At 54.1% G+C, this 25,544-nt stretch carries 28 protein-coding genes; 12 read left to right on the top strand and 16 right to left on the bottom strand.

Translation table 11 applies throughout. The features are described 5' to 3' along the window. Positions 1-112: 112 nt before the first annotated feature. Positions 113-1,072: an AraC family transcriptional regulator gene (locus SH248x_RS13855; protein ID WP_459554874.1), complete on the top strand. Its 960-nt coding sequence runs from the start codon at positions 113-115 to the stop codon at positions 1,070-1,072. Here SH248x_RS13855 and SH248x_RS13850 read toward each other — a convergent pair. Further along, complete coding sequence (locus SH248x_RS13850) at positions 1,067-2,287, bottom strand: MFS transporter (protein WP_459554873.1); 1,221 nt, start codon at positions 2,285-2,287, stop codon at positions 1,067-1,069. The two genes, SH248x_RS13855 and SH248x_RS13850, sit on opposite strands and share 6 nt — an antisense overlap. Positions 2,288-2,322: 35 nt before the next feature. Then, positions 2,323-3,174, bottom strand: a complete 852-nt coding sequence (locus SH248x_RS13845) for an HAD family hydrolase (RefSeq protein WP_459554872.1) — start codon at positions 3,172-3,174, stop codon at positions 2,323-2,325. 178 nt (positions 3,175-3,352) lie between these two features. Here SH248x_RS13845 and SH248x_RS13840 point away from each other — a divergent pair, with 178 nt between their 5' ends. Further along, positions 3,353-4,462 (top strand): GntR family transcriptional regulator, encoded by a 1,110-nt coding sequence (locus SH248x_RS13840; protein ID WP_459554871.1) that lies wholly within the window; start codon positions 3,353-3,355, stop codon positions 4,460-4,462. 76 nt (positions 4,463-4,538) lie between these two features. Here the strand turns inward: SH248x_RS13840 and SH248x_RS13835 are convergent, their stop codons facing one another. The 7 genes from SH248x_RS13835 to ald all read right to left on the bottom strand — a co-directional run bounded on the left by SH248x_RS13835 (position 4,539) and on the right by ald (position 11,147). Then, positions 4,539-4,988 (bottom strand): carboxypeptidase-like regulatory domain-containing protein, encoded by a 450-nt coding sequence (locus SH248x_RS13835; protein WP_459554870.1) that lies wholly within the window; start codon positions 4,986-4,988, stop codon positions 4,539-4,541. A 142-nt stretch (positions 4,989-5,130) separates the two neighbouring features. Then, a complete protein-coding gene (locus SH248x_RS13830) occupies positions 5,131-6,306 on the bottom strand; it encodes a DUF1559 family PulG-like putative transporter (protein ID WP_459554869.1) in 1,176 nt (391 codons plus the stop codon). A 334-nt stretch (positions 6,307-6,640) separates the two neighbouring features. Continuing rightward, a complete protein-coding gene (locus tag SH248x_RS13825; RefSeq protein ID WP_459554868.1) occupies positions 6,641-8,089 on the bottom strand; it encodes a FecR family protein in 1,449 nt (482 codons plus the stop codon). 38 nt (positions 8,090-8,127) lie between these two features. Continuing rightward, on the bottom strand, positions 8,128-8,724 hold the full coding sequence (locus tag SH248x_RS13820; protein ID WP_459554867.1) for a sigma-70 family RNA polymerase sigma factor: 597 nt from the start codon (positions 8,722-8,724) through the stop codon (positions 8,128-8,130). A gap of 372 nt (positions 8,725-9,096) precedes the next feature. Then, positions 9,097-9,363 (bottom strand): hypothetical protein, encoded by a 267-nt coding sequence (locus SH248x_RS13815; protein ID WP_459554866.1) that lies wholly within the window; start codon positions 9,361-9,363, stop codon positions 9,097-9,099. 117 nt (positions 9,364-9,480) lie between these two features. Further along, on the bottom strand, positions 9,481-9,858 hold the full coding sequence (locus SH248x_RS13810; RefSeq protein ID WP_459554865.1) for an SPW repeat domain-containing protein: 378 nt from the start codon (positions 9,856-9,858) through the stop codon (positions 9,481-9,483). Between the two features lie 182 nt (positions 9,859-10,040). Further along, positions 10,041-11,147, bottom strand: coding sequence for an alanine dehydrogenase (gene ald / locus SH248x_RS13805; protein WP_459554864.1), 1,107 nt, complete (start codon positions 11,145-11,147; stop codon positions 10,041-10,043). A 124-nt stretch (positions 11,148-11,271) separates the two neighbouring features. Between ald and nadC the strand changes: the two genes are divergently transcribed. Together nadC and mscL are read left to right on the top strand one after the other, a co-directional pair. Beyond that, positions 11,272-12,159: a nicotinate-nucleotide diphosphorylase gene (nadC, locus tag SH248x_RS13800; RefSeq protein ID WP_459554863.1), complete on the top strand. Its 888-nt coding sequence runs from the start codon at positions 11,272-11,274 to the stop codon at positions 12,157-12,159. Positions 12,160-12,313: 154 nt separating this feature from the next. Next, a complete protein-coding gene (gene mscL / locus SH248x_RS13795) occupies positions 12,314-12,754 on the top strand; it encodes an MscL family protein (RefSeq protein ID WP_459554862.1) in 441 nt (146 codons plus the stop codon). Between the two features lie 5 nt (positions 12,755-12,759). On the opposite strand, the gene SH248x_RS13790 is transcribed toward mscL, so the two are convergent. Next, positions 12,760-13,488, bottom strand: a complete 729-nt coding sequence (locus SH248x_RS13790; protein ID WP_459554861.1) for a class I SAM-dependent methyltransferase — start codon at positions 13,486-13,488, stop codon at positions 12,760-12,762. Between the two features lie 113 nt (positions 13,489-13,601). Further along, entirely contained in the window at positions 13,602-13,877 is a 276-nt protein-coding gene (locus SH248x_RS13785) for a hypothetical protein (RefSeq protein WP_459554860.1), read from the bottom strand. Positions 13,878-14,145: 268 nt separating this feature from the next. Between SH248x_RS13785 and SH248x_RS13780 the strand changes: the two genes are divergently transcribed. Then, positions 14,146-14,481 carry a hypothetical protein gene (locus SH248x_RS13780; RefSeq protein ID WP_459554859.1) on the top strand — a complete coding sequence of 112 codons (336 nt, stop codon included), beginning with the start codon at positions 14,146-14,148 and terminating at the stop codon, positions 14,479-14,481. On the opposite strand, the gene SH248x_RS13775 is transcribed toward SH248x_RS13780, so the two are convergent. The 3 genes from SH248x_RS13775 to SH248x_RS13765 form a co-directional block, all read right to left on the bottom strand. Next, positions 14,478-14,978, bottom strand: coding sequence for a hypothetical protein (locus SH248x_RS13775; RefSeq protein WP_459554858.1), 501 nt, complete (start codon positions 14,976-14,978; stop codon positions 14,478-14,480). The genes SH248x_RS13780 and SH248x_RS13775 overlap by 4 nt on opposite strands. A gap of 9 nt (positions 14,979-14,987) precedes the next feature. Further along, positions 14,988-15,950, bottom strand: a complete 963-nt coding sequence (locus SH248x_RS13770; protein ID WP_459554857.1) for a histone deacetylase family protein — start codon at positions 15,948-15,950, stop codon at positions 14,988-14,990. A 111-nt stretch (positions 15,951-16,061) separates the two neighbouring features. Further along, entirely contained in the window at positions 16,062-16,754 is a 693-nt protein-coding gene (locus tag SH248x_RS13765) for a zinc metallopeptidase (RefSeq protein WP_459554856.1), read from the bottom strand. Positions 16,755-17,262: 508 nt separating this feature from the next. On the opposite strand from SH248x_RS13765, the gene SH248x_RS13760 reads away from it, so the two are divergent. From SH248x_RS13760 to SH248x_RS13740, 5 genes are all read left to right on the top strand, one after another. Next, positions 17,263-17,661 carry a hypothetical protein gene (locus SH248x_RS13760; RefSeq protein ID WP_459554855.1) on the top strand — a complete coding sequence of 133 codons (399 nt, stop codon included), beginning with the start codon at positions 17,263-17,265 and terminating at the stop codon, positions 17,659-17,661. Between the two features lie 160 nt (positions 17,662-17,821). Continuing rightward, a complete protein-coding gene (locus SH248x_RS13755) occupies positions 17,822-18,133 on the top strand; it encodes a hypothetical protein (RefSeq protein WP_459554854.1) in 312 nt (103 codons plus the stop codon). A gap of 394 nt (positions 18,134-18,527) precedes the next feature. Continuing rightward, positions 18,528-18,842, top strand: coding sequence for a hypothetical protein (locus tag SH248x_RS13750; RefSeq protein ID WP_459554853.1), 315 nt, complete (start codon positions 18,528-18,530; stop codon positions 18,840-18,842). 179 nt (positions 18,843-19,021) lie between these two features. Then, positions 19,022-20,047, top strand: coding sequence for a DUF1559 family PulG-like putative transporter (locus SH248x_RS13745; RefSeq protein WP_459554852.1), 1,026 nt, complete (start codon positions 19,022-19,024; stop codon positions 20,045-20,047). A 424-nt stretch (positions 20,048-20,471) separates the two neighbouring features. Beyond that, positions 20,472-21,431 (top strand): hypothetical protein, encoded by a 960-nt coding sequence (locus SH248x_RS13740; protein ID WP_459554851.1) that lies wholly within the window; start codon positions 20,472-20,474, stop codon positions 21,429-21,431. Between the two features lie 233 nt (positions 21,432-21,664). On the opposite strand, the gene SH248x_RS13735 is transcribed toward SH248x_RS13740, so the two are convergent. Together SH248x_RS13735 and SH248x_RS13730 are read right to left on the bottom strand one after the other, a co-directional pair. Continuing rightward, entirely contained in the window at positions 21,665-23,248 is a 1,584-nt protein-coding gene (locus SH248x_RS13735; RefSeq protein ID WP_459554850.1) for a hypothetical protein, read from the bottom strand. A gap of 103 nt (positions 23,249-23,351) precedes the next feature. Continuing rightward, entirely contained in the window at positions 23,352-23,903 is a 552-nt protein-coding gene (locus SH248x_RS13730) for a methylated-DNA--[protein]-cysteine S-methyltransferase (protein WP_459554849.1), read from the bottom strand. 269 nt (positions 23,904-24,172) lie between these two features. On the opposite strand from SH248x_RS13730, the gene SH248x_RS13725 reads away from it, so the two are divergent. Beyond that, on the top strand, positions 24,173-24,919 hold the full coding sequence (locus SH248x_RS13725; protein WP_459554848.1) for a hypothetical protein: 747 nt from the start codon (positions 24,173-24,175) through the stop codon (positions 24,917-24,919). 146 nt (positions 24,920-25,065) lie between these two features. After that, positions 25,066-25,518: a hypothetical protein gene (locus SH248x_RS13720; RefSeq protein ID WP_459554847.1), complete on the top strand. Its 453-nt coding sequence runs from the start codon at positions 25,066-25,068 to the stop codon at positions 25,516-25,518. Positions 25,519-25,544: the final 26 nt, after the last annotated feature.

Raw genomic sequence — 25,544 nt, 5'->3', positions numbered from 1 at the left:
CCAAATCACTAGGATTCGACAACGCTACGATTTTAGACCACAATGACAAGCCGTCGGTATGACGATCCTCGAATGTTCTTGGATGATCCTCTAAGGCATTGGACTTTTCTCCATGGCAGAACATTCGAAACGTAAACAAATGAAGACGAATTCACCGCAAAGGCAATTCGACCGTTTTGAAGCTGATCGACTCGAGCTCGCGGAACGAATCGGCGAATTAACAACTCAGCTTGGCTCCAAAGAAGTCCGTCCAGGGATCTTTCTCAATCGGATCACTGTTCCGAACGAGCCGGTCTATGCAACCTGTGATCCATCGTTTTGTGTGATCTCACAAGGGCGTAAAATCATTTCCCTTGGCGACGAATCGTATCGTTATGATCCTGCTCATTATCTGATCACGACGGTCCGGCTTCCCTTGATGGGTGAGGTGATGGCGGCTTCCATTGAAGAGCCGTATTTGAGTTTCCGTCTGGTTCTGGATCCAGCTGTCTTTACGTCGATTCTGATTGAATCAGGACAAACACATTTCCGAGACTCGGTACGGGCGCTGGATGTCAGTGCGCTCGATGGGAACCTGCTCGATGCGACGCTTCGCTTGGTTCGCCTTCTCGATAACGATCTGGAGTTTGACCTCCTCTCGCCGTTGGTGATCCGTGAAATCGCATTTCGTCTACTGTCTGGACCGCAGGGCGTGAGGATGTGCCACCTGGCCAGACTCGGCGGGAGCGCTCATCGCATCACACGCGCCATCGAACGCCTTCGCAAAGATTTCAACAAGCCGTTGAAGATCGAGCAGATCGCCACCGAGCTTGAAATGAGCGTTTCCGGCTTTCACTCGCATTTCAAAACGGCAACAACGATGAGTCCTCTGCAATTTCAGAAACAACTGCGTCTTCAGGAAGCACGTCGCCTGATGCTCAAGGAGAATCTAGATGCTGCCGAGGCTGGTTTTCGCGTCGGTTATGAAGACGCTTCGCAGTTCAGTCGCGAATACAAACGACACTTCGGCCTGCCGCCAATTCGCGATGTCGAACGTGTCAAAGAAATCGAGATCGCTCCCTCACCGTCATGATTGCTCGGTGCTCGTGTTGTCAGGCTTGACGATCTGGGCTAAGAAGACAACGACGACGGTGAGGATGATCAGCAATCCAAACGCCACCCTCAGATGCAGCCACTGCGAGATAAATCCAATCGCCGGCGGCCCAAGCAGGAAGCCGAGGTAGCCGACCGTCGACACCGAACCCAGGGCAACCCCCGCAGAGATCCCGTTCAGCTTTCCGGAAACGCTGAAGACGATGGGAACAATCGTCGCCAGTCCCGCACCGACCAGGCCAAAACCAATCAGCGCCACGGCAGGGTGATTCGAGATCGTCACGCACAGCAGCCCGGCCACCGCCAATATCGCACTGAAGTAAACCTGTTTCGCCGATCCCCAGCGTTCGACGAGAGCATCCCCCGCAAACCGTCCGCTCGCCATCGTGAGAGCAAAGATGGCATACGCGACCGCAGAGAGAATTTCATTGGCACCGAGCACATCGTGGAGAAAGACCGCACTCCAGTCCGCCATCGCCCCTTCACAGAGCATGACACAAAACGCGACGACTCCCAGCGCCATCGTCTTCTTGGTGAAGCGAAACGATAGACCATGAGATGCCGTCTGGGCGTCTCCAGTGGAATGCTTTCGTTGTGGTAGCAGAAACGGTCGGATCACCCACACGAGAAGTCCCATCGCCAGTGATGTGACGACGAAATGTCGTTGCATCGTGAAGTCAGCCGCAGTCAGCAGGACTCCAGTAATCGCCCCCGCGAGTCCCCCCACGCTCCACAGGGCATGAAAAGTCGACATCACGGTCTTCTTGAGTCGGTCTTCGATCTCGACCACCTGCAGGTTCATCGCGACATCCAGCAGTCCATGCCCCACACCAAAGGAAATCAGCAGAACACCGAGGGCAATCAGATTCGGGGCGAAGGCAATCGACACCAGGCTCAGCAAATAAAGGATCGCGCTGATCGTACAGATGCGATTGCTGCCGAATTTCTCGCAGAGCCAGCCCGCCATCGGCATCGAGATCAGTGCCCCGAACGCGACGCCAATCAACGCGATCCCCAGTTGGGCGTTATCGAGATGATAGGTATCTCGAAACGCCGGAATCCGCGTCGCCCAGCTGGCAAACATGAACCCATTCAGGAAGAACAGTGACCGAACCGCCCACATGGCGCCGCGCAGACTGCCGGCAACCAGTCGGAATGAGCGAGAACGAGTATAGGCAACAACGCGGGAGTTCATGAGACGGGCTCGATGGCGGGGTTTGAGAAAACAGACTAGATGCTGGCAGGTTCCAGAACCGGGGCAACAGCCCGAATCGTCAGGAGATCGACACGAGTGGTATCCCACCCCTGCAAGTCGAGTCCGTGATCATCGAAGAAGTGTCGGATGCGACTGCGTTCACGCCAGCCGAGAACTTCTTCGAGAATCGGAATCAGCACGATCAGGGCATCGTCACCCAGGACGGTTCGCTGCGCAATCGGAGCAATGTGCTCATTCTCCGACACCGCAATCGTGAAGCCATCACGTCGGTTCACATGCAGCATCACATGGACATCAGAACTTCCATCGCCGACATAAACGATTCGATCCGGCGTGAGGCCCATCGACGTCTGAATCTCATCGAGAACGGCCACCTTTCCATACCCTGCCGACAGCTTGGCGACCGACATGATCTCACCTGTCTCGGGATGATAATTGAACCGCGTTCCAAAAATTCGATCCGGCGAAACGATTCCCTCGAGCGCCGATTCAATGACTTCCTGGGGAGCAGCCGAGATGACGCAGAACGTAAACGAGTGACCATCGAGTCCCGCTTCGAGGACATCGATCAAGGCAGTGATATTGGCTTTCAGGCGGATGCGTTTGCCAACCTCGCGCAGATGCTCTCGTCGAACACAGCGATACTCCGGATCATGCAGCAGCAGGTACGTCAGTTCGCCACCCTGTTGCACGAGATGCGACTTCGCCAGCCCTGCGACTTTCTCTTCAAAGCCCTGACATCCCAGCAACTCGCTGAGCACGAATCCAGAGTCATTAAAGCTCAGCGTTTGATCGAAATCACTGGCGAGCAGATACTGACGGGTGCGAGAACCTGTCAGATTTCGATAGGTGTTTATTCTTGTCATTTCAATACCCTTTCAAGTCAGCCATGTGTCGGTAAACACCGAGGAAAATCGATCTTCCGACCAGGACGAGCGTCTTGTCGAAGTCTACCCGTGTGACAGAGGTCGGTATAGACAGGAAGTCCGCAGCCTGTAAAATTTCCTGTCATGACAAGTCATCATCCAGACACTGACAGATCCAATGAGCAACACATCCAAACATCATCAGATCTCGCAAGCTCTTCTCGACGAACTCTCGGCCGGCAAATACAAAGCCTCCGGGCGTCTCCCCAGCGAAGCGCAACTGGTGGAGAGATTCCGCGTCTCACGTCCAACCGTCGCCCGCGCGTTGCGTGAACTTCAAGATCAAGGGCTGATCGAGCGGCGCGCAGGCTCCGGCAGTTATCTGCGCAAAGGGCGCAGCACCCTCAAGAACCAGCGACAACTCGGCCTCCTCGTCCCCGAACTCGGCGGGACCGAAATCTTCGAGCTGATCTGTGGCGACCTCGCACGCTTGGCCCGCGTCCACGACTTCGGCCTGCTTTGGGGAAACGGCGATGACGACGCTTCCTCCCGCATCGCCGGCAAAGATGCAGCCGAAGCACTTTGCGAACAATACATCCAGCGAAAGGTCAACGGCGTCTTCTTTGCGCCCTTCGAACGCCTCGATAACCGCGATGAACTCAACGTCAGACTCGCTGATCGCCTGCGACAGGCCGGCATCTGCGTCGTCCTCCTGGATCGAGATCTTCATCCGTTTCCAACACGCAGTGAGTACGACCTCGTCGGCGTTGACAACTTTGCTGGCGGATACCAGCTCGCTGCCCACCTGCTCAAGCTTGGCTACAAACGCATCAAGTTCCTGACCAATCCAAACGCCGCCCCCACAGTGACCCTGCGCATCGCGGGTGCCTTCACTGCTATCACCAACAAGTCGTTCTGCTCCATCTCTGACTTTGTCCTCGAACACGACGCCAGCGATCCCAAGCTGCTGCAAAAGCTGCGAGGACGTTCCCCCGTCGAAGCAGTCCTCTGTGCCAACGATCAAATCGCCGCGGAACTCATCAAGTCGGCTCACAAAGCAGAAATCCGCGTACCTCAGGACCTCGCCATCGTCGGCTTCGATGACGTCAAGTACGCCTCACTCCTATCCGTTCCTCTGACGACCATGCACCAGCCCTGCCGCGAAATTGCCGCCGTCGCCTTTCGCGCGATGCTCGACCTCCTCGAAGATCGCGACCTTCCTCCACGCAGCTACTCTCTCCCCGCCCGACTGATCGTCCGCGAATCCTGCGGTGCATACCTGCAATAAAAAACGAGAGCAGTCTCCTATGAAGACTGCTCTCGCTGGTGTAATCAAAAAGGATGATCGCTTCCGGGGTCCAGAATCACTTCGACTTCAGCTCAAACAACAAGGCTTGCTGGCCCTTTTCATCATCAGGGATCTGCGCCAACAGGCCCGACTTATTCGGATCAGCATACTTCTTCGGCGTGAGGAGTTTTCCGGGGAGCGAAACAAGTCCGTCTGGCCCTTCAAAAGGAGCCGGTGTCATTGATTTCGTGATCATGACTTTATACGAACCTGGGACGACCCCCGGATCGGGGTTGAACGTCATCAACTCGAATGTCCCATCTTCGTTTGACATGGCCGATGCGCTATGCTGCCCGCCATTCGGCACAAGGACGATTTGCGCACCCCCCAGTGGTTCACCGTCAAGTGTGACAACCCCGGAGGCAGGAACGGTTTTGGGACGGCCTGCTTTCGATTTATCGGAGCTCGAGCAGCCAGCCAGGATCACCAGGAAAAGCAAGAGGAGCCCGCGGGAGAGAGGATTCACGTTAATCTCCTGTAGGATGAGTTCGTGGGAGGGGCATCAGCAGGAATGGATCTGGTCCGTCCATCAGTCTGGCCAATTCACAATCAGGGGGAGAGCAGTTGATACTCGCCCCTTGAAAGCTCAGACAAGGTTTGGAGACGCTTTAAAATTCGCCAATCACTTCACCGCCACTTCGCGTCCCTAGACGTCCCCAGACGCCATAAGGAGATTCTGACGAAGAATCGGGTGCAGGAAGATTCGCTGCCTGATTTCCCGCGTCGATATTCTCGCTGACAAATCGAACTGCCCCGTCACCCATCAGGACTTGCGCTCCTCCCTTGTGAGAGCTGGAGATGCTGTTGACAACATTGCCATAGTGGTGATTCCCACTGTAGACCGTCGTGGAATCAAGACAGCTCGCTGAGTTCGGAGGAAGTGTCGTGGAAACGGCTGCGAAGAATGCATTCCCGGCAAGCCCTCGAAAACCTGGCTGACTGTCCCCAGTTCCAGCGGCGGCAGCATAACAATCTCCGACAAATTCACGTGCAGCACGATTGTACGAAGCAGCACATTGCGCCGGATTATTGAAGGGGGTCAACGGATAGACAAGCCCCTTGGCTCGCAGCGGTGCATTGGCCCGTTCCCGTTCACCCATAGCGATCGTATTACTCAAGCCATCCTGTATGCTGGCGAATCGATAACAAAGCAGGGCACCGAACATGCCGCGAGTCGGCTGTGCCGTCAGATTGTAAGGTCCGCCTGCCGCCGCTGCCGTCGTCAAATAAGTCCAGCCAGCAGCATAGCTGTCACCAGCCGAATAGTAGTAGCTGTTCAGCGACCCAAGCGTTGTTCGTTCGGGACGAACAGGATCGGCCTGTGTCCCGTCCGAAGGGCAATTATAAAGTGGGCTGCCAGGGGACGACATTTGAGTCGTCGCGCCGGCGCTGTTGGTGTGTGATCCCGATACGAAGAATGGATCGAATGGCTTCATGCGATCTGTCCGCAGAGACATGATGGCATCGTAAGCGGCGCCTTGTTCCATAAATGGCATCAGGAAAATGTGCGCACTCCAAAGTCCAGAAGACCCTCGCTGGGCCGCTCCGACTCCCGAGCCATTCGTCCCAGTTCCCCAACCGCTTTGACGGGGAGGCAGGACGTTGTAAGTGTCATGATAATTATGAAGCGCGATACCAAACTGCTTCAGATTGTTTTTGCACGTACTCCGACGAGCAGCTTCTCTGGCCTGTTGGACGGCAGGAAGAAGGATGGCAACAAGCGTGGCAATAATGGCAATAACAACTAAAAGCTCGATCAAAGTAAATCCACGGACACGCGGCATGGGATGCTCCTTTTCAGACCTCGAAATCGACGGGATGTGGTGAATGATGAAAGGTTGACCAAAGAAATGAACAGCCTGGTTGAAATGAGATGCCAGAGTGACACGTAACCAAAACTCTGGTTGCATAAGATCTCTTTGATGTCTCTTTTTCTGTCGCGAATTTTTTGAAAATTGGGCAGGATCTCAGATTTCAAAAATCGTTGTGACAACATTTGGCCAGACAACGACAGAAAGGCCTAGCAGTCGTATCTCGGAAACAACTTTCCACGAGTCAAAGACCATGCAGGCTTTAGAGTATTGAAGCCGTTAGCAAGAAAGCTTCAGCAAAAAACAATCAGTTCTGAGTCGCAGGATCCGCAGCAGATGACGACACTTCAGGTATTTCCCCGGCCGAACTCGATGAAACTCCCTCGATAGGGACCGCAATCACTGAGTACATGAGATTCCGCTTCTCAAACGCCATCCCGTTGTGGCCAAGCGTCACGCTTCCGGCCTGAGGGATACGTCGCTTCCAGACAGACATGACGTTATCGACCGAAACACCAGCACCCACGCCCAGACGCTCCGGGCCGGTCGTGCGAGTCTGCTCATCCACTCCAACACGCTCATCGAGCTGCATAAAGTTCTCCGCCAGCCAGACCGGCGTTTCCAGGCGGGTATCATAAAGCAGATAGAGATCCGCAGGTTGAGCCAGGGTCACTTTCATGGTGAAATCGCCCGCGACTTTATCATCATTGAAGGTCATCAGGAGTTCCCCACCACGCAAGTATTCTGGCACGCCGCGCTGATCGATCCCGTTAAATTCGTGAACACGATCGACATAAATCTGCTGATCTTCCAGCATCGCGCCACTGACAATTCGATAGTAATTCAGGACTTCCGACGGGCGGATATTGTCTTCCACATTGGCAATCAGCGGCGAAACCCGTTGGCTGTTTTCCTCTGAGAACGTCGAGGAATCAATCATGACCAGACGATCCAGATGCCCCTCGCGATTCACCGTGACTCCCTGGCCAGTCAGCAACTGCGTCTGATCACCGGTGCTCAGCGAGCCGACGCCCACTTCCCCGTTAAAGACAGCGACTTTGGATTCTCCCTGGTCATTAACGCTGATTCCAAAATCTGTTCCATAGTCGATCACTTCCGACCGAGCCGTCTTCACGCGAAACCCTTCCGCGCCCTTGGGGACATGGACAACAATTTTCCCCTCGAACAATCGACACGACTCAAGACTTTCCAGCTGCAGTTCAGCCGGTCCTGTCAGCGTCATTACGACACCGTTCGCACAGGTGAACCGAGTTGTCTGGCAAGCAAAGCTCAACCGATCCCCGGCATAAACCGCGATCTGTTTCGTCCTGTCTGGAATCACCTGACTGTCCGGGGATGGGCAGTGACTGCTGACGACCTCGTAAAACCCGATACGCCTGATACCAGCAGAATTTGTTGGACCTGGCAGAATCGAGAAAAGGGAGATAAGCCCCACCGAAAGCATGATCGCCAGAATGCTGCCGGACATCATCTTGGTCCAGCGATGAGATTTTTCGCTCTCACGTTTACTGGGGAACGTGGTTTCGGTTTCAAAGCCGCGCGTTGTCTCCAGAGAATAAATACGCCCCAGTCTGGCATGGATCGCAGCCGAGGTCACATAAAACTGACACGCCTCCTGGTCACTGACAATACGGCAACTGAGTTCGTGATACTGCTCAACCGTGGCATGGCCCTGGATCACTTCATCGACGAGTTGTCTCAGTGATTCGTCAAGATGTTGACCAGAAGATGACAAAGGCGGACTTCCTGAACGAGATGGATATTGAGAGTTGATTAGTGTGAAGACGTTTCTTTGACACGAGTCATGATGCACTCATAAAGTGCTTCGCGAATCCGCTTGAGTTGCAGATAAACGGAATTCGGCGACTGATTCATAGACAACGCGACATCCTGGATTTTTCGCGAGCCGGAGTAACACAGACGAACCAGCGACTGCTGACGAGGAGGAAGCTTTTTCAAACAGTGATCGAGCGCTTCCACACGCATGGCTGTTGCATCGGATGTCTCAAAGTGTCGGTCGATACACTCAATTGCTTCCGGGGTCAGGACCATTGGCTGCCTTTGAAGTTCTCCCAGAATTTTTCGAACTTCCGTCTTGGCAAAGCCCATCGCCCAGTACAGAAACGGCTTGCTCGTGTCGTAGGTATCTTTCTTTCTCCAGAGAGCCAGGGACACCCGCTGAAACACCTCGTCCGCCGTATCCAGGGCAGGCGTCAGGGCACAAATATACGAATACAACTGCCCCTGGTACTTCAGGAAGATCCCCAGAAACGCTGATTCCGACGAATCGCCGGACAGTCCCGCCAAAGTCTCTGCCTGCGAGTCGCGATCCAAGTCAGGCTCGACCGCCGGATGAATGGTCTGATCCATGGACAAGGCCTTGCCCCTGCGCATTCTCGACAGAAGTGCAGAGTTGAACTGGATTCGAAATCCCTGGTAGAGATATCCCGCAACGAGCAGGAAATCTTTCAAGGATTCATCAAAATTCACCTTTGTGAACCCCAGTCTGACATCAGGTTTTGACAATATCAAGAAATATGTCGACAAGTGTTGATGCGATTTTGTAGGTGCATAAAAACTACTGCTACTCCTTAGGAAATTGACTTTCGCGAGGAAAGTGTATCAGTCCGGTTGTGGATTCTTTCGGGATACGCCACTTTCTCCCAAGTGACCCATCAACAAAAAAACGCCCCGCGGAAATTGCTTTCCACGAGGCGTCGATTCTGTCTCGTCGTCTGAGAATTATTCAGATCCCTGTAGCTTCACCAGTTTGTTGTACAATCCAAGAATCAGAAATGTCGGAGCCCATTGGCCGACAAACTGGGCGTTTTTATGATCGCTGGCAGCTTTCAAAGCTAGCGCCCCGATAATCGAAGCACCTGCTGCCCAAAGGAACGCGTCCGAAGGAATCTTGGTCGTTTGACGCTCGATCATCTTCGTGAGCGAGCCTTCTTCGCGTTCGTTCGGTTGAACTCCGGCTGTCGAGAAGCGTGAAGTCTGGTAAGTCATCGTCAATCCTTTCAAAACAGTTCATCTTCCTCATTGAACGCATTCATTCGAGGTACGAATCTGGATGACGTCAGATGTCTTGGATTTCGTTGTCCGCTCCTGGACGAAGAATTGTTATCACATCGTCGGTTTTGGCGACGAGTACGTTTGGTCAGCGGGCTTCAACTTCGTAAACAACGCCCCCGCCATCAATCCAATTCCAAGGACGACATGAGGCAGGTACATCTCATACGAGAAGGAGAACATCCACGGGCTAACCAGCAGCAGGAACCCCAGCACGAAGTCAGTCGTCAGGTGAGCGTTCATCGGGATGATTCTCCCGTAGCTCAGCTCGTATTTCGTAAACAGGCTCTGCAATAAAATGATTGTTCCCGCAAAAACAGGAATCCAGAGTCCCCAGCTGCTCGTTGATAGTGAGACAAACGGACCGACAATCAGTAGGACTGCCCCAAGATAGTCGGCCATGGCATGAGTTCGTGTGGAAATGAATCGCATGGTAAATCCTCCTCGATCACGATCACGTGGTGTGATACACGAAGGAAAACTTCGCAACTCGCGTTCCACGCGCTGAGAATCAAATTTCAGCGCGATCATTCAGCAGACGGCGCAGAAGGACGACACAAACGCAGTCATTAGCGAATCCCAAACATGCAGCGTGCAAGTTCTGCTGACAAGTATTACGGCTTATACGCGGTCACCGGCATCTTCAGCGCCGAAGCTGCCGCAGCGCAAGTCAGCTTCCCGCCATGAACACTGACGGCAGTCGCAAAGCCAGGATCGGCTGCCGTCGCGCCCGAGAGTCCCATGTTAGCCAACCGGTAGACATACGGAAAGGTGACGTTGCACAACGCATACGTGCTCGTCCGCCCCACCGCCCCCGGCATATTGGCCACGCAGTAGTGAAGAACTCCATCGACCAGATACGTCGGCTTGGAGTGCGTCGTCGGACGACTCGTCTCAACGCAGCCCCCCTGATCGATCGCGACGTCGACGATGACCGCGCCTGGCTTCATCCGTTTCAGATCTTCTGCCATGACCAGACGCGGAGCCTTCGCACCCGGAATCAGGACCGCCCCAATGACGAGGTCCGCCCGTTGCAACTGCTCGCGAATGTTGTGCTTGTCGGAAAAGAGCGTGTTCACGTTCGGCGGCATGATGTCTTCGAGATAACGCAGACGCTCGACGTTCACATCGAGAATACAGACATCCGCCTGAAAGCCCGCTGCAATCTGCGCGGCATTCTTCCCGACGATCCCACCACCCAGGATCGTAATGTGAGCAGGCGAAACACCTGGAACGCCACCAAGCAGAATCCCGCGTCCTTCCTGTGGACGCTCGAGGAACTTCGCCCCTTCCTGAATACTCATCCGTCCCGCAACTTCGCTCATCGGCGTCAGCAGCGGCAGACGACCTTGCGGATCCCGGACCATTTCATACGCAATCGCCGTACAGCCCGTTTCGACGACGGCTTTCGTCAACGATTCCGACGCCGCGAAGTGGCAATACGTAAACAGGATCTGTCCCGGACGGAGCAGGGGGATTTCTTCCGGTTGTGGCTCTTTGACTTTGATAATCAGATCCGCTTGTGCAAACAGTTCTTCCGCACTGCCGACGATCTCTGCTTTCAGAACAGCATACTGGTCATCGCTGATCCCGCTCCCCAGCCCCGCCCCCCGTTCAATCAAAACTTGGTGCCCGGCTGCAATCAGCTCTTCAACGCCTACGGGCAGCATGGCAACGCGGTATTCGTCTGTTTTGACTTCACGGGGAACGCCGATGATCATACGCTTGTGTCCTGTCGCATTCGGTAAAAAATAATGACAAGCCAGCATAACAAAGTTGTGACGCAACTCGCGACTGGTCGATAACCGTGTCGCGAAGTCTTTCGGGTAAAATGTCGAGGCATCAATGACGAGTCAATTAACGTGGTCTGATGTGGAACTTTCCGATGCACGATGGCTGATCGATCGCGCCTTGCAGGAAGACCTCCACGGCCAGCCCGACCCGACAACAACTTCTCTCATCGCCCCCGAGACGATGGCCAAGGTCACGATCGGTTCGCGCGCTCATGGACGCCTCGCCGGTCTCCCCGTTGTCAAACTCGTGCTTGATGCACTCAACGCCGATGCTGACATGACCGTTTTCAAACACGATGGCGATGTCATCACACCCGGCGATGTCATCGTGTCTCTCCGAGGACCTCTGGGGCTCCTGCTTGTTGCTGAGCGAACCATCCTCAACTTTCTGATCCACCTCAGCGGCATCGCTACCGTCACCTCCCAATACGTCGAGCTAGTCAAAGGGACGAAAGCTGTCCTCCTCGATACCCGCAAGACGCTCCCCGCCTACCGCACGCTCGCCAAATACGCGGTCCGCTGCGGCGGCGGAACGAATCACCGCATGGGCCTCTATGACGGCATCCTCATCAAAGACAACCACCTCGCCGGCTGGCGTCAACAAAACCCCGACGGCACATTGGCCGATGCCATTCACGAAGCCCGAGAGCGCCAACCTGGCATGAAGATCGAAGTCGAAGTCGATACGCTCATTCAGCTCGCAGACGTCCTCCAGGCCAGACCCGAAATCGTCCTGCTCGACAACATGTCTCTCGACGAACTCCGCCAAGCCATCACCATGCGAGATCAGTTCGCTCCTGGTCTCCTTCTGGAAGCCTCCGGCGGCGTCAATCTCAAGACCGTCCAGAGCATCGCCCAGACCGGTGTCGACCGCATCAGCGTCGGCGCCCTGACCCACTCCGCCCCCGCCCTCGACCTCGGCTTCGACTGGTCCATCTGAAAATTTTAAGTAGGGTGCTGGTGAGTCTTCGAACCGCACCAATTGTGCGGACGAACTCACCTTTCTCTCTTCATCCATCTTTTGCTTCTGGCTATAAAACGTACATCAGAGCACCAGTCCCGATCACATCCCCTTCTCCTGAGGAACCACCACCATGAAGCTGATCAATGAGTTCAAAGAGTTCGCCATGCGAGGCAACGTCATCGACCTGGCTGTCGGGGTCGTGATCGGAGCCTCCTTCAGCGCGATCGTGAAGACCTTCGTCGACAACATCATCACCCCCCCCATCGGCTGGCTCGTCGGCGGCGTCGACTTCAGCGGACTGAGCGTGAAGCTGGGCGTTCCAGAACTGATTCCAGGGCAGCCTCCCATTGCTCCAGTCGAAATCAAGTACGGCCTGTTCCTTCAAGCCCTCTTCGCCTTCACCATCACGGCGATTGCCCTCTTCATCTTCATCAAAGCCATCAACCGCTTCCTGCGCACCGACAACGCGAAAAAAGACTCCCCCGTCCAGCCCCCCGAAGAGATCTTACTCCTGCGAGAAATCCGCGACTCCTTGAAAACCCAAACACCATCCACTCCGCCAACTCTGTGATCTTGTCACACGGACTTCACCGCGCCAAACATCCCGAAACAGGCATTGCGGTGCAGGATGTGGACCCGCCCGAACCCGACTCGCTGGAGCAATCCGATCTGGAACTCCAGCGACCTCGGCGTGTCTTCTTTTTCGATATACGCAAAAACCTGATCCCGATACGCCTCTCCTTTGAGCCCCACGAGATAGTCGCTGTAACGCTTGCGATTCAACGCTTCGAGCTCGGGGAATTCCTCCGCCAGCAGGTCGTAAATCCACACCGATCCGCCCGGCTTGAGCCAGCGATAAAGCTTTTCAAACATCGCGACCCACTCGCGCTCTTCTCGCAAATGATGCAGTGCAGCTGAGGTAACGATCAGGTCAAAAGCAGCCTCTTCAAACTCCAGCTCGCGCATGTCCGTCTGATAAAGAAACGACATCGCCGCCGTCGCCTTCTTGAGACGCTCTTGAGCGCGCATCAGCATCGGCCCACTCAAATCCACCAGATGAATTTCGCGCAGCGTCGGAATCGCCTGCAGCACTTTCAGCGAATAATTCCCCGCTCCGCAACCGAGATCCAGCAGCGACGTCGCTTTGGGATGGAGGGCACCGCAGGCATCAGCCATCAACTGCAGGCAGTCAGCGGAATCCATCGCGGCCACCTGGCCGGTTTCCAGTTGAGAAAATCGCTCGACATCCGCATCGAACCGGGCACGAATCTCTTCAACAGTTGACTTCGAACTCGCAGACATCATCTTCCCGCTTCCTCAGAGCCGCGACTGAAAAGGAGCGCATCCGGCTCCTTCCCATCGACCAACAGGTTGACCAACGCCGTCAATCCGTCCCGCAGTGATGAGCACGACAGCCATCAGCGTTCGCTGGTTCGGTCAATCAGGCGTTGATGCTGAGACAATTGTGTTTTCCGGACGTATCGCAATGTGATCCCGACGACGAGGAACAGCACGAGCCATTGACCAATGTGAAACGGATCAGTCACGTAATGAACCGCCGGGTTGGTGACCGTCGGATCGCCGTGACCGGGGTGAGCCACAGCCAGATCGCAAACACTAAGAATCGCCAGCACCGCAACTGTGACTGACGATGCAGACTTTTTCAGGACTTGAACCAAACCAGAAAGTGACATGGGAACCTTTGGACGGCAGTGTGCTCGAATTTTAATCAGACAGGATTTTCCACAGAACTGTCAAAATTGACATCCCCCTGTGGAAAAGTGATCTCCCCACATATCGAAGATTGTCTTAAGATTCGCTGAAGAATGGTTTTGGAGTCAAGATCACGGCTTCCCTCTGGTCGAAATTACTCTAAGATTCATTATTGATTGTCTTCAGGCAAGCAATTTGCTCTCACTCACTTAGAATTCAGGGCGTAACTTATTGGGGTGAAACAGGTTCATGAAAACCGACGTTGGCTATAAACCAGGGGATTTTGTTGTTTACAAGGTGACCAAGCAGTCATCCCATCCCACGCCCCGCGCGTCGAAGGTTTACCCCTCTCCTCACGGCGATAATTACACGTACTGCGTCGAAAAGTACTGGGTCGTCGATCACATGATCGATGATTCACAAATTGTCGTTCGCACACGTCGCGGCAAAGAACGCACAATCGATCTCGATGATCCTTGCCTGCGACATGCCAACTGGTGGGAACGCGTTCTCAGCAGTCACCGCTTCCCATTGCCTCCAGAAAAAGCGACGAAAATCGATCAGCCGATTCTCAAAGCCCGCTAATTCTCCGGTTTTGGCTTGGTTTTCTGTTCTTCCAGTTCCCGCCTGATCGTCTCGATAAGGATGCTCACGCGCGGGTCAGACCGATAATCCAGAACCGGCTTTTTCGCTTTAATCGCTGTGAACTGGTTCGGCATCTGTCGAGCGATCACCTCCGGATCGGCAGCGAAGTCAATGTCGACCGTCTCTTGAGCCTTCTCAAAATCGAGCGGGTAATACCACTTTCCCTCGATCGGAACGGTCTTCAAATCGTCCCACGAGCGTGGCCATTCCCCGTCGTGCAGTTTGGCGTATTCACCGACGAGATCAAACAGTCCGCGAACAAAGACGTTCTGCTTATCGGGCCCCAGCTTCGAGCGGGTATAGGCGACGACCAGGCTGATCGCGACCGCAAGAATAACTCCCACCCAGACAATACTCCTGCCCGAGATGCGCAAAGAGGGTCGTTCTGCAGGGGAAGAGGAAGGTGTCGTCGGAGACTGGTCAGGTTCGTTGCTCATGGCGTTATTCTAGCGGGAAAGCGTTTCGCTGGTCAGGTTCAGCGTGTCCGGGAAAGTTTTTTGCGGGCAACCGAGCAGCATTTCTGCTCCCTGGGCGATCGACTGAAAATGAATCTCGACTGTATCGAGAACATTCCGGGCATATCCACCTGCCATAGACACGACAACAGGGAGTCCTTTCGCGATCGCTGTCTGGTAAACCAACCGATCACGAGCCGCCAGTCCCGTTTTCGTCAGCTTCAAGCGACCAAGAGTGTCATCCAGAAACGGATCCGCACCGGCGAGATAGATAACAATGTCCGGACGGGCAGCATCGATCGACTGCTTGAGGCCTCTCTCTAATTCATCGAGAAACTCCTCGTCAGTCGTCCCGTCTGCCAGGGCGATATCGAGATCACTGATCTCTTTTCGCAGCGGAAAATTCTTTGCCCCGTGCATCGAGAACGTGAAGATCGAGTCATCGCCACGCGCAATTTGCGCTGTGCCATTCCCCTGATGAACGTCGGTATCGACGATCACCGCGCGCTGAATCAACCCTTCCTGCTGGAGAGATCGAGCCGCCACGATGCTGTCATTAAAGACGCAATACCCTTCGCCACAATCCCATTGGGCATGATGCGTCCCGCCCGCGAGATTGGCCGAGAATCCAGACTGCAACGCCACTTTCCCGGCTTCGTAGGTCGCACCGGAAGATCGCCGGGAGCGTTCAATCAGTTGAGGCGACCACGGAAACCCGATTCTTAAAATCTCGCTGCGAGTCAGTTCGCCAGTGACTGCTCGTCGCACATAGTCTGCCTCATGGGCCAAGTTGAGCTGTTCGAGGGTGACGGGTTGAGGAACATGAAAGTCCCCGGCGTCGACGACACCAGCCAGCGTGAGAGCCTCGCGCAACAGGGAATACTTCCGCATCGGAAATCGATGCGTCTGTGGCAGCGGAAGGACGAATTGATCGGTGTAGAAGGCCTGTAACATAGTTGCCACTATCTTAGACGCGATGTCGAGCATGGACATCCAGGCCGATAAAAAAAGCATCCCGACACGTTCGCGCCGGGATGCTTTTCAAATGACATTCAATTGGTTGTCTTACTCGTCCGAACTGTGATGCCCACGCCCGAACAAGAGATAGACGTAGTAAAGCAGCTCCATGACGCTCTGCAATGTCGCCGCGACGTAGGTCCAACCTGCTGCATTCAAGACGTTACTAACGGCTTCCGACCCGCCCGCATCGACGATACCGAGTTGGTTAAGCGCGACTTTCGCCCGGGCACTGGCATCGAACTCGACGGGCAAATTGACCAGTTGGAAAAACACCAGCCCGCCGTAGGCAATCAGCCCCAGGACGGCAATCTGCAGGCTTTGCATGAAAAAGCCAATCATCAGGAAAATCATCGCCAGGGAAGGGCCCCAGGTCGCAGCCGGGACGGCGAGATTGCGGATCACCAGCGGTCCGTAGTTTTGGGCGTGCTGGAGGGCATGGCCTGCTTCGTGAGCGGCGATCCCGACCGATGCAGCCGTTCGCCCATTGTAAACCTCATGCGACAAACGCAGGACGCGATGGCTCGGGTCGTAGTGGTCACTGAGCATTCCGCCAGTCTCTTCAATGTTCACATTGTTGAGCCCGGCTTGATCGAGAATGTGGCGGGCAGCGGCTGCTCCGGTGAGGTGAGCAGGCACCTGCATGCCGGCGGAATAGGCGCTTTTGACACGGGCTTGCGCCCATAACATCAATAAGAACGCGGGGGCGATGAACAGAAAGTACATTGGATCGAAGAACATATTTCCCTCTGTAGTAACAGTGTTGTTATTTCTTGGTGTTGTTGTCTCAACGCTATGAGTGATGTTTGACCGATCAATGGTGCCGCCAGTTTGGCAGAACATTCGGTCGCTCACTCTTAAATACGAACCTCGTGCCAAATGGATCAATTCGTAAGGTCAGGACAGCCGAAATAACAGGTATTGGTGCAGTCGCGAGGACTGACCTGACTTATGATTCGTCCAACATCAAGTTGGACCGAAAGTGTCACTCTTTTGATGACACTTGTGACGACTTTGCGTCACTTGCTTATTCACCAAATCGTTAGCCTCGATTTGTATTCCACTCGGCCGTTTTCGAGTCGATCCTGCATTCGTCTTGATACGCCGTCAGCTTGGCACACGCGGTGCAATATAGCTCTTCCATGAAACGGCTTGATGCTGTGGACGACCAGTTCGGCTTTGCTGAACGCCCCTCATCAGCTCTGAGAAAACTGTGGCGTTTCTGACGTCACTTTCTGGAGAGAACAACATGAACACGATGTCAAAGACTTTTACACTGAAACGATTCCTGGTTGTTGGCTTGCTGATGGGTGGTCTGGCTTTTGCAAGTACAGCTGCTCAAGCCGGTGGCCCTCATCATTCCCATAGTGGTGGCTGGGGCGGCGGCTACGGTGGCGGTGGACATAATCATGGTGGGAATCATCATGGTGGACACAATCACGGTGGTTACGGCGGCGGGTATGGCGGTGGCGGATATGGTGGTGGATACCGCCCCGGTTGGGGTGGGGGACATAACCATGGACATTACCACGCTCCTGTCCGACCGTATCCCGTTCGAGGTCCAGTCTATTACGGAGCACCAGCTTACCGTGGTAACAGCATTGGATTTTCAAACGGCAACATCGGATTCATTTACAACTGGCGGTAATCAGGAATTCCTGATCGCAGCCTGACAGGGATGGAAGCTGATTCTGGTCTTGGACGCACCTTTTCAAGGCCAAATCAGTCAAACTCCAGAGTAAGAAATTGACCTGTATCGAGCACAATCACTTCATGAATACCATAACTTCTTGTCCGAGGAGCTAACCATGAAACGAGTTCTTTTAGCCAGTGTGCTTGCGGTCGGGCTGTGTTGGGGGTTGAGCCCGAAGGAAACCCAGGCAGGGGGCGGAGTCGTCGTCACGACGACAAGTCCTCAAGTCGTTCCGGTCGGTTACGGCGGGTACAGTTACTACGCACCACCCCGCTATTACCGACCTGCCTACGTCTACCCGGCACCAGCCCCGGTGTATTACGGACCAGCGTACGGACCTCCACGGTATTACGGACCGCCGCGATACTATGGTCGACCTGCCTACTACGGTCCCCGACCCGGCTTTGGCATCTCAATCGGCTGGTAATTGGATGATGGACTTCCGGCGCACGAGCTTTTCAGCCCGTGCGTTTTTGTTTGCCCCTCGCCCGCTCTTTTCCAAACTGACTCATAATCTGCCAATCGATCAGGCTCAATGACGTGATCGATGGCAGATCAATAAACGATCGACTGATCACAGGTCAGTCAAATATTGTTGAGACAAGAAAGACCTGTTGCTGCGGTTTTTTATCATGTTGATAGGAAACAGGTTACGGCTTGTTGTCGAAAAATCGGAGTCTTTGGCCCGGATTTTTCTACATCATTTTGAGACGAATACAAAACAAGTTCTGTTTGCCAGCCTGCTCAAGAAACCACGAATGTTACGTCGGTATCATGTGAGACCGACTCTTGATGCCCTGGCCAACAGCTAGGAGACGACGATGAAACGCTTACTGATGATCATGATTCTGGCAGGCGGTGCGATGATGATTGCACCACAACTTCAAACCAGTGCTGAAGCTGCTGTCTATCGCTATCGTGGCGGTGGTTACGGCGGCGGCTACTACGGTGGCCGTTACTATGGCGGTCGAGGCGGGTATTACGGCGGTCGAGGTGGCTACTACGGTAATTCGTACCGCGGCGGTTACTACGGCAACCCATATCGTGGCGGGTACGGCTACGGAAATCGCGGGTTCTACGGCGGACGTAGTGGCGCTTACATTGGCAATCGCAACTTCGGTATTTTTATTCGTTAATTTGATATCGAATGAATGTACCCCAAATCGGCAGGCATGGTGGCCTGCCTTTTTTTATGCGCAGTGCCTGGGCTCGAGTGTGGAAAAATTTGAAAAGGAGATGTCAACGACGGCTGATATTATTATAATCGTTAGAACAACTTTCCTCGCTGCGTTTCCTTATTCAGGATTCCCCACCCATGCCGAAACCACGCCCGGGCTTTACGCTGATTGAATTGCTCGTTGTCATTGCCATTATCGCCACGCTGGTAGCCATCCTGTTACCAGCTGTCCAGCAAGCTCGGGAAGCTGCTCGACGGACGTCGTGCAAAAACAACCTGAAGCAAATTGGACTGGCGCTTCACAATTACGAGAGTACTTATACGCTTCTTCCACCAGGGAGCATCGGGCACCTGAACCTGGGGCCGGGAGTGACCGACTCCCGTGGCGTTGGCGTGTGGATGTATCCAGGCTCGGGGGTCGGCGATCCGATGATCCGCCTGCATAGTTGGGCCAGCCTGCTTCTGCCCTACATGGAGGGGAGTAATCTGTATGACACGATCGATTACAAGGTCTCTGCTCTCGCTCCTGCGAATCGTCAGGCCGCATCAGCCATCCTGCCGTTCTACCGATGTCCAAGTTATGCCGGCCTGGATTATTCGACCGACCCGTATTACGTCACGAACGTCGGCTATGACAAATTCGCGCTGCGGAATTATGTTTCCATCGGCGCCACCAGCTTTACGCAGTTGAGCCCGACCAGCCCGGTCAAGCCGTCAGGTTCGATCTATCCAGGAAGCAGGACGCGATTTGGTGAGATCACCGATGGTCTGTCCAACACCATCTTCATTTCAGAAACCAAAGAAGGCAGCCAAGGGAAATTCGACTTCTTCGGCAACCCGCTAACGACGACCAGCTCTGCATCGGTCTGGATCGACGGGACATCGGCGACCATGTGTTCCCGCTGGCTCGACCTGGCTCAGACGCCTCCGGTTTTTGATGGCCAGTCATCCTCGATCAACAAGGTTCCTTACTACTACACAGGCGGCTCATTCGGAGCGAATGTCGATATCAGCCAGTTGCATGGCCCGTCCAGCGAACACAAAGGCGGGGCTCAACACCTCATGGGCGATGGAGCCGTGCGTTACATCTCGGAAAACATCAATTATGTTCTTTACGATTCTCTGGTGACCCGCAGTGGTGGTGAAGTCATTGGCGAGTTCTAAGCACGGTTTCTGCAGTCCGCCAACGTGCCATGCTTGCGGCTTTGAGCAAGCATGTTCTGAACGCTCCAACCTCAAACGAAGCAGCATGCTCACCCAAAGCTGTGAGCATGGCACGACTTTTGTAACTGCGCTGACTTAAGTTGTGATTCGTGTAAGTACGGTTTTTGCAGTCCGCTCAAAGCCAGGCCGATCTCATGTCGGTCTGGCTTTTTCTTTAACCTTCTCCGCCATCTTGTCTATCTCGGTGCATTTTTGACGTCGCGCTTGTGCGGACAATGCGTCCGTGAAAGAATAAATATGCTGGCATCGCTGCTGACTTTTGTCGTCACAGCGAATTCGCCAGCCTCTTAAATTTGCTATGAGTTTCCTCAATTCCTACACAGGCAAAGTCCTAGCGTCCACCATGTTTCCATCGTTTCATCAAATGCCTCCATCGACCGCCTGGCAACCCGTCACTCTGGGAATCGGCGGTCCCGCGCCATTGACGGTCTGGAACTGGTTCAAGCCGGCGACGTTTTCGCATGGGCTCGTCTTCCTGATTCCGCCGGAAGCGTTCACTCATCCTGCTGTCTCGACGCTGACGCTGCGAAATCTGCTGCATGCCTCGGGTCTCAATCCTGCGACCTGCTGGCAGTGGTTCTATGCCGGCCAGATGTTTGAAGGCATGGGGGGAGTGAATCCCATGATGGACTATCCGCTCCCACCAGCAGGCGAGGGGGCTGATCCGCATCTGTATGTGACGTTCGTCCCGGATGCTGTGCCGGTCATGATGCCTGCCGTTATGATGCCGAGCCAGGGAATGCCGGTTGCCGAAGATTATGCCTCCCTGCTGCAGTCTGCGCCGCTGGCTTCCGAAGCCGAAGGGGCGTTTGTTCCCGCCGGTGATGCCGAGACGATGTATCGAAACATCGAGTCTGACTGGAAATCGATTTATCACCTGGAGAAGAACCTCGGCATCGCGCGGAAGCAGATGGACGGCATGATGGGCCGTCTTAACGGACTGAATCGTGATCTGGGGCCCGACGAACGAAACGCTGCTTCGCAACTCGAGCAAAAAGAGTGGCAGGATTCCCGAAGACGCCTGCGAGACCTGCAGACGGGTTTGAGTCGCCTCATGAAGGAACACGATATGGGCGTGACGTCTGCAGCCGGGAAGAAGACCTACTTCGAGCAGATCTATCAGGAATATGTCGTTCCCAGAAAGCCATTTGATGGTTTGCAGCAGGTGTACCGCGATATCGAGATGCACCGCAAGATGCTCACGAACATACAGAACCAGATCACATCCATCATGCAGAAAGCCCAGCAGGACGGCGAAGCCCGCGGTCAGCAGGTTCTGCGTAAAATCCAGGATGCCGTGCGGGCGAATAGGTTGAAGAAGTAGCGCTGCGTTTGGGACAGGGAGGGCGAGGCTCCGTCCGAGCCGCTGTCCCGCGTTGCAACATCACATCCGTTAAAGGATGTCGAACGGTCTGCCGGGAAATGGGACTGTTCGAGGCCATCGTGCTCTTGGGCACGGAGGAAGTTTCGCAACGCAAAGCAGCGGCTCGGAGCCTCGCCCTCCCGGCGTTGCTTTCCATGTTGAACAAACCGTGACTCTACTTTTTAAAGAGTTTCTTACTTTGCCCAGTCTGAAGAAGTAAATTTCAGCGGCGAGGGATTGCCGTTCAGCAGGGGGCGATATCCTGCGCACTCCAGTTTGTATTGGCCGTTCTTCATCTCGTAGGAAAGCGGTTGATCGGAAAAGCGATCACGCGGAATCGCGGTCAATTGGGCCGGTAGGAGTTGGGATAGCTCTTCGGGATAATTCCCATGCGTTCGATGATACAGTTCGAGGGCATAGATGACGTGAACGAGTTCCCGTTTCATGCGACTTCGGTCTTGTGATGTCGTTGATTGCTCCAGGACGGTGAGTTGACGAAAAACCTGTTTGGCAAATGTCTTGCCTCGCTCCTGCGGCGATTGAAAAATGAGCTGCGTAATGGTCATGGACTCGATGGCATCCAGTTGGTAGTCCTGATGCATTTTTTCGTAAGCGGCTTTTCTTTCCCAGTAAGGAAGGTGGCTGATCTGAACAAAGTCATTGAAATACTGATTCAATGTTCGCAGGCCTTCGTCGTAATCGATCAACATGGAAAACATTCTGCTCAAGAGTGGACTGCCGCCAGACAGCTCAGATGCCAGCTCTTGAATCTCAGCATGATTTGGCGGGGCTTTCTGCAAACGAAGCTGAGCCATCAGGCAGACTGCATTGAGGGCAATCGCTCGTTCTGCTTTTGAGATCGCAGTGGAGAGATCATCCAATGGCGGTAGCTGAGCCAGTCGTTCGGCATGACGCTTGAGGACTTCAACCGGAATGCCGCGATGTTGCGCGAAGACAATATCAGCCTCGCAGGCGGTCGCATCGATCGCAAAACTGACAAGCTTTTCGATGAGAAACATCTGCTGCGATTGCAGATACGCAAGTTGATGAAGCTGGATCAGATGCAACGAAGCGTCATCAAACCGGCCCTCGCCCAGATCGTACATCACTTGAGTTTTCAACAGACGCCCCAGATCGCGAATGTGTGAAACCCAGGGAAGAAGTGTCCTCGTCAGGATATTCATATTGGCTGGATCTTCAGAGCCAATATATGGCAACGCATAGTGTGGTCGACTCGTCATTTCTTCCAGCAGGCTGAGAGCGCGACGCGTCGCAGGAGATTCAATCCATTGGGCCATCAACGGTCGATCCTCGGATGTCCATGGCGCGGAGGCTGGAAACTCGTTGGCCGGGGCTTCGAGTCCTCCGTCTGGAGCACCTGGGGTTGATGTGAGGATTTGTTGCAGATAAGCAGGCCAGGTGACGTAAGAGGCCTCATCGGGATCTGGCATCGGCACTAGCAGACGCTGGTAAAGCTGCGATCGGTAATAGAGATTTTTGGGGAGTTCCGGATTATCGCGATCAATGATCTCCAGCAGAACCGCTGCCGCATTTTGAGAAGTCGGCAGCCCTCCTTTGTTCAATTCACGGTTCAGATATTCCAGGTAATCGGGAAAGCCCCGGTGATCGAGCGGTTCGACAATGAATGTTGTCTCTGGAGAAATCGTGATGATTTTCTGCTTCTCATCAGGCGTAGCCACGGGAGCAACCGGTGCCTGAGCTGGCGCGTTCGTTGACAATAAAAGACACAGAATCGCCACGACGAATGCAGTTTTCACGAATCGCTCCCCAACTGACGGCCATCACCCGGACTCGCTTTTAGACGTCTCAAATACTGATACGTCTCCCTGTCGAATTTGTTCACGCAAATCGGCGAGGGAATCAAAATTCGCCAAGTTTGCCCGCTTCCATCTGCAAGAGCTGCATTTTGGTTGTCAATTCCCCCGGTGCAGAGAACCCGCCCGGCTTGCCTCCGCTGGCAATCACGCGATGACACGGCACGATCAGCGGAATGCGGTTGGTCGACATGACGCTCCCCACCGCGCGAGCTGCTTTGGGATAGCCGGCTTCACGGGCGAGTTCGCCGTAGGACAGCGTCTTGCCATACGGAATGCGGCGTGTTGCTGCGATGATCTGTTTTTGAAACTCGGTCTTCTTGCCCAGATCGAGTTTGAGTCTGGTGAAGTCGATCCGCTTGCCGTCCGCAAATGACATCAGCAAGTCGCGAGCTTGAGCGAAGGCTTTCGGCAGCGTTGTCGTTTCGTCGATGATCAGTTCGCGACGAACGAGTTCCTCGCGCAGATCGCGTTCACTTCGATAACCAAAACGGACATCACTGATGAGCCCGTTAAGCCCCGCGACAGCGATCCAGCCGAGGCGTGTTTCGAAGAGGACACCAGACAGCAGAGCAGGGGAGTCGAGAACAGAACGCATGACAGACAGATCCTGCGAAGAGCATGAAGATAGTTCGTTGTTGATACTCAATTGCGACTCCAATTCAAGAGGCAGTTGATCGTTTTCTGAATGAAAAATTATTTTTGAGTTCGACGTCATGAAAACAAGATTCCATAAACTCTTTCATCATCGTCGTGATCTATGATGAAGTCACACGAAGACAGTTGCAGATCATGCATCTGTTCTTCGCCAGTCACGTCACTGTTGGATTGGTCAGACGACTTTCAGGCACAACATAAAGGGCTTCCATGGTCGATCCTCTCTATCAACTGTCTGATGATTTCTTCGTCAACATGAACCTCAATACGGAGATGTCGCTGCCGACATCTCGCGAGACGATCCTGAACTTCTTCGAGCGCGTCCAGAAGGCGTATCCCACGATGCGCAACTTCTATACGCGGGAAAACGGCGACTTCGTTCTCGAAGAAGATAAAGACGGAAACACCTACCGCTGGCTGTCGCTGGAGTCCAAAAGGATCTGCAGTGGTTACGTGAATCCACCCGATGTCGACACCGCGTTTTCACAACACAAGCTCGTTCTCGAACTCGTTCCGTATATGCTCTCGGTCAGCCCGCTGGACTGTGAAGCGCTCGATTTCCTGGTGGGATTCGACTTCCTCTATAAAGGCAATCACGATGAGGTCGTCGCTGAAGCACTCGGCATGAGCCCGATGGTCGAGGCAATGCTCAGCATCCCGCATGCGACTATCCTCAACTACGAGCCACAAGTGACGATCAGTCTGGAAGAAGGATGCCGCAAACAAGCCAGGATGGTGGTCGAGACACGCACGAACGCCAATCAGGTCCGTCGACGCGAGTTCAATGAAGACCCGATCAGTGTCTATTTCACCGTCCGCCAGTACGGCAGCCTGGCCCTCGAAGGTTCTTATATTCAGACCCTCTCGGAACTCCGCGCCCACAGCGAGCGACTCTTATCCAGCCACATCGCACAACAAGTCCTGCGCCCACTCGCGGTCGCCATCGAAGCGAGATGAGGACAGGAAATTAGAAAATAGAAATTGGAAATTAGTCGATCCGAAGAACAGGTATTGTCATGAGACTTTAAGATGGTTGAGTTGCCCAAGGCTGCTGTGTTTTGTCCTACCAATTTCTAATTCCCAATTTCTAATTCCCATTCCTTATGCTCATCCACGCGACGTCTGAGAAGAAGCTCGGACCGACGATCCCGCTGCATTGTCCGGCTTGCCTGACAGAGAATGTCGACAGTCAGAGCTACGCGATGGTCGATCAGGTCCTGTTCCTCTTCGTGCTGCCGCTGCATACCAAGGCAACTCTGTTCATCAGCTGTCCGAAATGTCGTCGGACCTTCAAGCCGCTGATCCCGCTGGAAGACTTCAGTGCATTCCCCGTCGAAGCCCGTGGACGCTATCTGAAAGAACACATCTCGGTGTTTCAGGTTATCCTGGCGCTGGCAGCGTTTTTCATCTGCTGGATTCCCGTTGTCGGCGTCGTCATCGCGGGAATCGCGCTGCTGGTCAACTGGCAGGCGATGGCATGGCTGCGACTTCTAAGCGGAATCGCTCTAGCAGGCGGCGTACTATCAACAGGGATATTTCTTCTGTTGTCGGTGTAACACGTCCGGTGTGCCACGGCTGTTTC

The sequence above is a fragment of the Lacunimicrobium album genome, from assembly GCF_052161635.1.
In the GTDB taxonomy this organism is placed as follows: Bacteria; Planctomycetota; Planctomycetia; order Planctomycetales; family Planctomycetaceae; genus SXPC01.
The sequence above is the reverse complement of the archived record's forward strand: the minus strand, read 5'-3'. Positions and strand labels throughout refer to the sequence as shown.

Coding starts and splice junctions, on each gene's coding strand:
- mscL (WP_459554862.1), top strand. CDS start 12,314: ATGAAGCTGATCAATGAGTTCAAAGAGTTCGCCATGCGAGGCAACGTC.
- nadC (WP_459554863.1), top strand. CDS start 11,272: ATGACGAGTCAATTAACGTGGTCTGATGTGGAACTTTCCGATGCACGA.
- SH248x_RS13750 (WP_459554853.1), top strand. CDS start 18,528: ATGAAACGCTTACTGATGATCATGATTCTGGCAGGCGGTGCGATGATG.
- SH248x_RS13790 (WP_459554861.1), bottom strand. CDS start 13,488: ATGATGTCTGCGAGTTCGAAGTCAACTGTTGAAGAGATTCGTGCCCGG.
- SH248x_RS13745 (WP_459554852.1), top strand. CDS start 19,022: ATGCCGAAACCACGCCCGGGCTTTACGCTGATTGAATTGCTCGTTGTC.
- SH248x_RS13775 (WP_459554858.1), bottom strand. CDS start 14,978: ATGAGCAACGAACCTGACCAGTCTCCGACGACACCTTCCTCTTCCCCT.
- SH248x_RS13840 (WP_459554871.1), top strand. CDS start 3,353: ATGAGCAACACATCCAAACATCATCAGATCTCGCAAGCTCTTCTCGAC.
- SH248x_RS13760 (WP_459554855.1), top strand. CDS start 17,263: ATGAACACGATGTCAAAGACTTTTACACTGAAACGATTCCTGGTTGTT.
- SH248x_RS13730 (WP_459554849.1), bottom strand. CDS start 23,903: ATGCGTTCTGTTCTCGACTCCCCTGCTCTGCTGTCTGGTGTCCTCTTC.
- SH248x_RS13780 (WP_459554859.1), top strand. CDS start 14,146: ATGAAAACCGACGTTGGCTATAAACCAGGGGATTTTGTTGTTTACAAG.
- SH248x_RS13740 (WP_459554851.1), top strand. CDS start 20,472: ATGCCTCCATCGACCGCCTGGCAACCCGTCACTCTGGGAATCGGCGGT.
- ald (WP_459554864.1), bottom strand. CDS start 11,147: ATGATCATCGGCGTTCCCCGTGAAGTCAAAACAGACGAATACCGCGTT.
- SH248x_RS13850 (WP_459554873.1), bottom strand. CDS start 2,287: ATGAACTCCCGCGTTGTTGCCTATACTCGTTCTCGCTCATTCCGACTG.
- SH248x_RS13810 (WP_459554865.1), bottom strand. CDS start 9,858: ATGCGATTCATTTCCACACGAACTCATGCCATGGCCGACTATCTTGGG.
- SH248x_RS13845 (WP_459554872.1), bottom strand. CDS start 3,174: ATGACAAGAATAAACACCTATCGAAATCTGACAGGTTCTCGCACCCGT.
- SH248x_RS13720 (WP_459554847.1), top strand. CDS start 25,066: ATGCTCATCCACGCGACGTCTGAGAAGAAGCTCGGACCGACGATCCCG.
- SH248x_RS13770 (WP_459554857.1), bottom strand. CDS start 15,950: ATGTTACAGGCCTTCTACACCGATCAATTCGTCCTTCCGCTGCCACAG.
- SH248x_RS13725 (WP_459554848.1), top strand. CDS start 24,173: ATGGTCGATCCTCTCTATCAACTGTCTGATGATTTCTTCGTCAACATG.
- SH248x_RS13765 (WP_459554856.1), bottom strand. CDS start 16,754: ATGTTCTTCGATCCAATGTACTTTCTGTTCATCGCCCCCGCGTTCTTA.
- SH248x_RS13755 (WP_459554854.1), top strand. CDS start 17,822: ATGAAACGAGTTCTTTTAGCCAGTGTGCTTGCGGTCGGGCTGTGTTGG.
- SH248x_RS13855 (WP_459554874.1), top strand. CDS start 113: ATGGCAGAACATTCGAAACGTAAACAAATGAAGACGAATTCACCGCAA.
- SH248x_RS13785 (WP_459554860.1), bottom strand. CDS start 13,877: ATGTCACTTTCTGGTTTGGTTCAAGTCCTGAAAAAGTCTGCATCGTCA.
- SH248x_RS13820 (WP_459554867.1), bottom strand. CDS start 8,724: ATGGATCAGACCATTCATCCGGCGGTCGAGCCTGACTTGGATCGCGAC.
- SH248x_RS13830 (WP_459554869.1), bottom strand. CDS start 6,306: ATGCCGCGTGTCCGTGGATTTACTTTGATCGAGCTTTTAGTTGTTATT.
- SH248x_RS13815 (WP_459554866.1), bottom strand. CDS start 9,363: ATGACTTACCAGACTTCACGCTTCTCGACAGCCGGAGTTCAACCGAAC.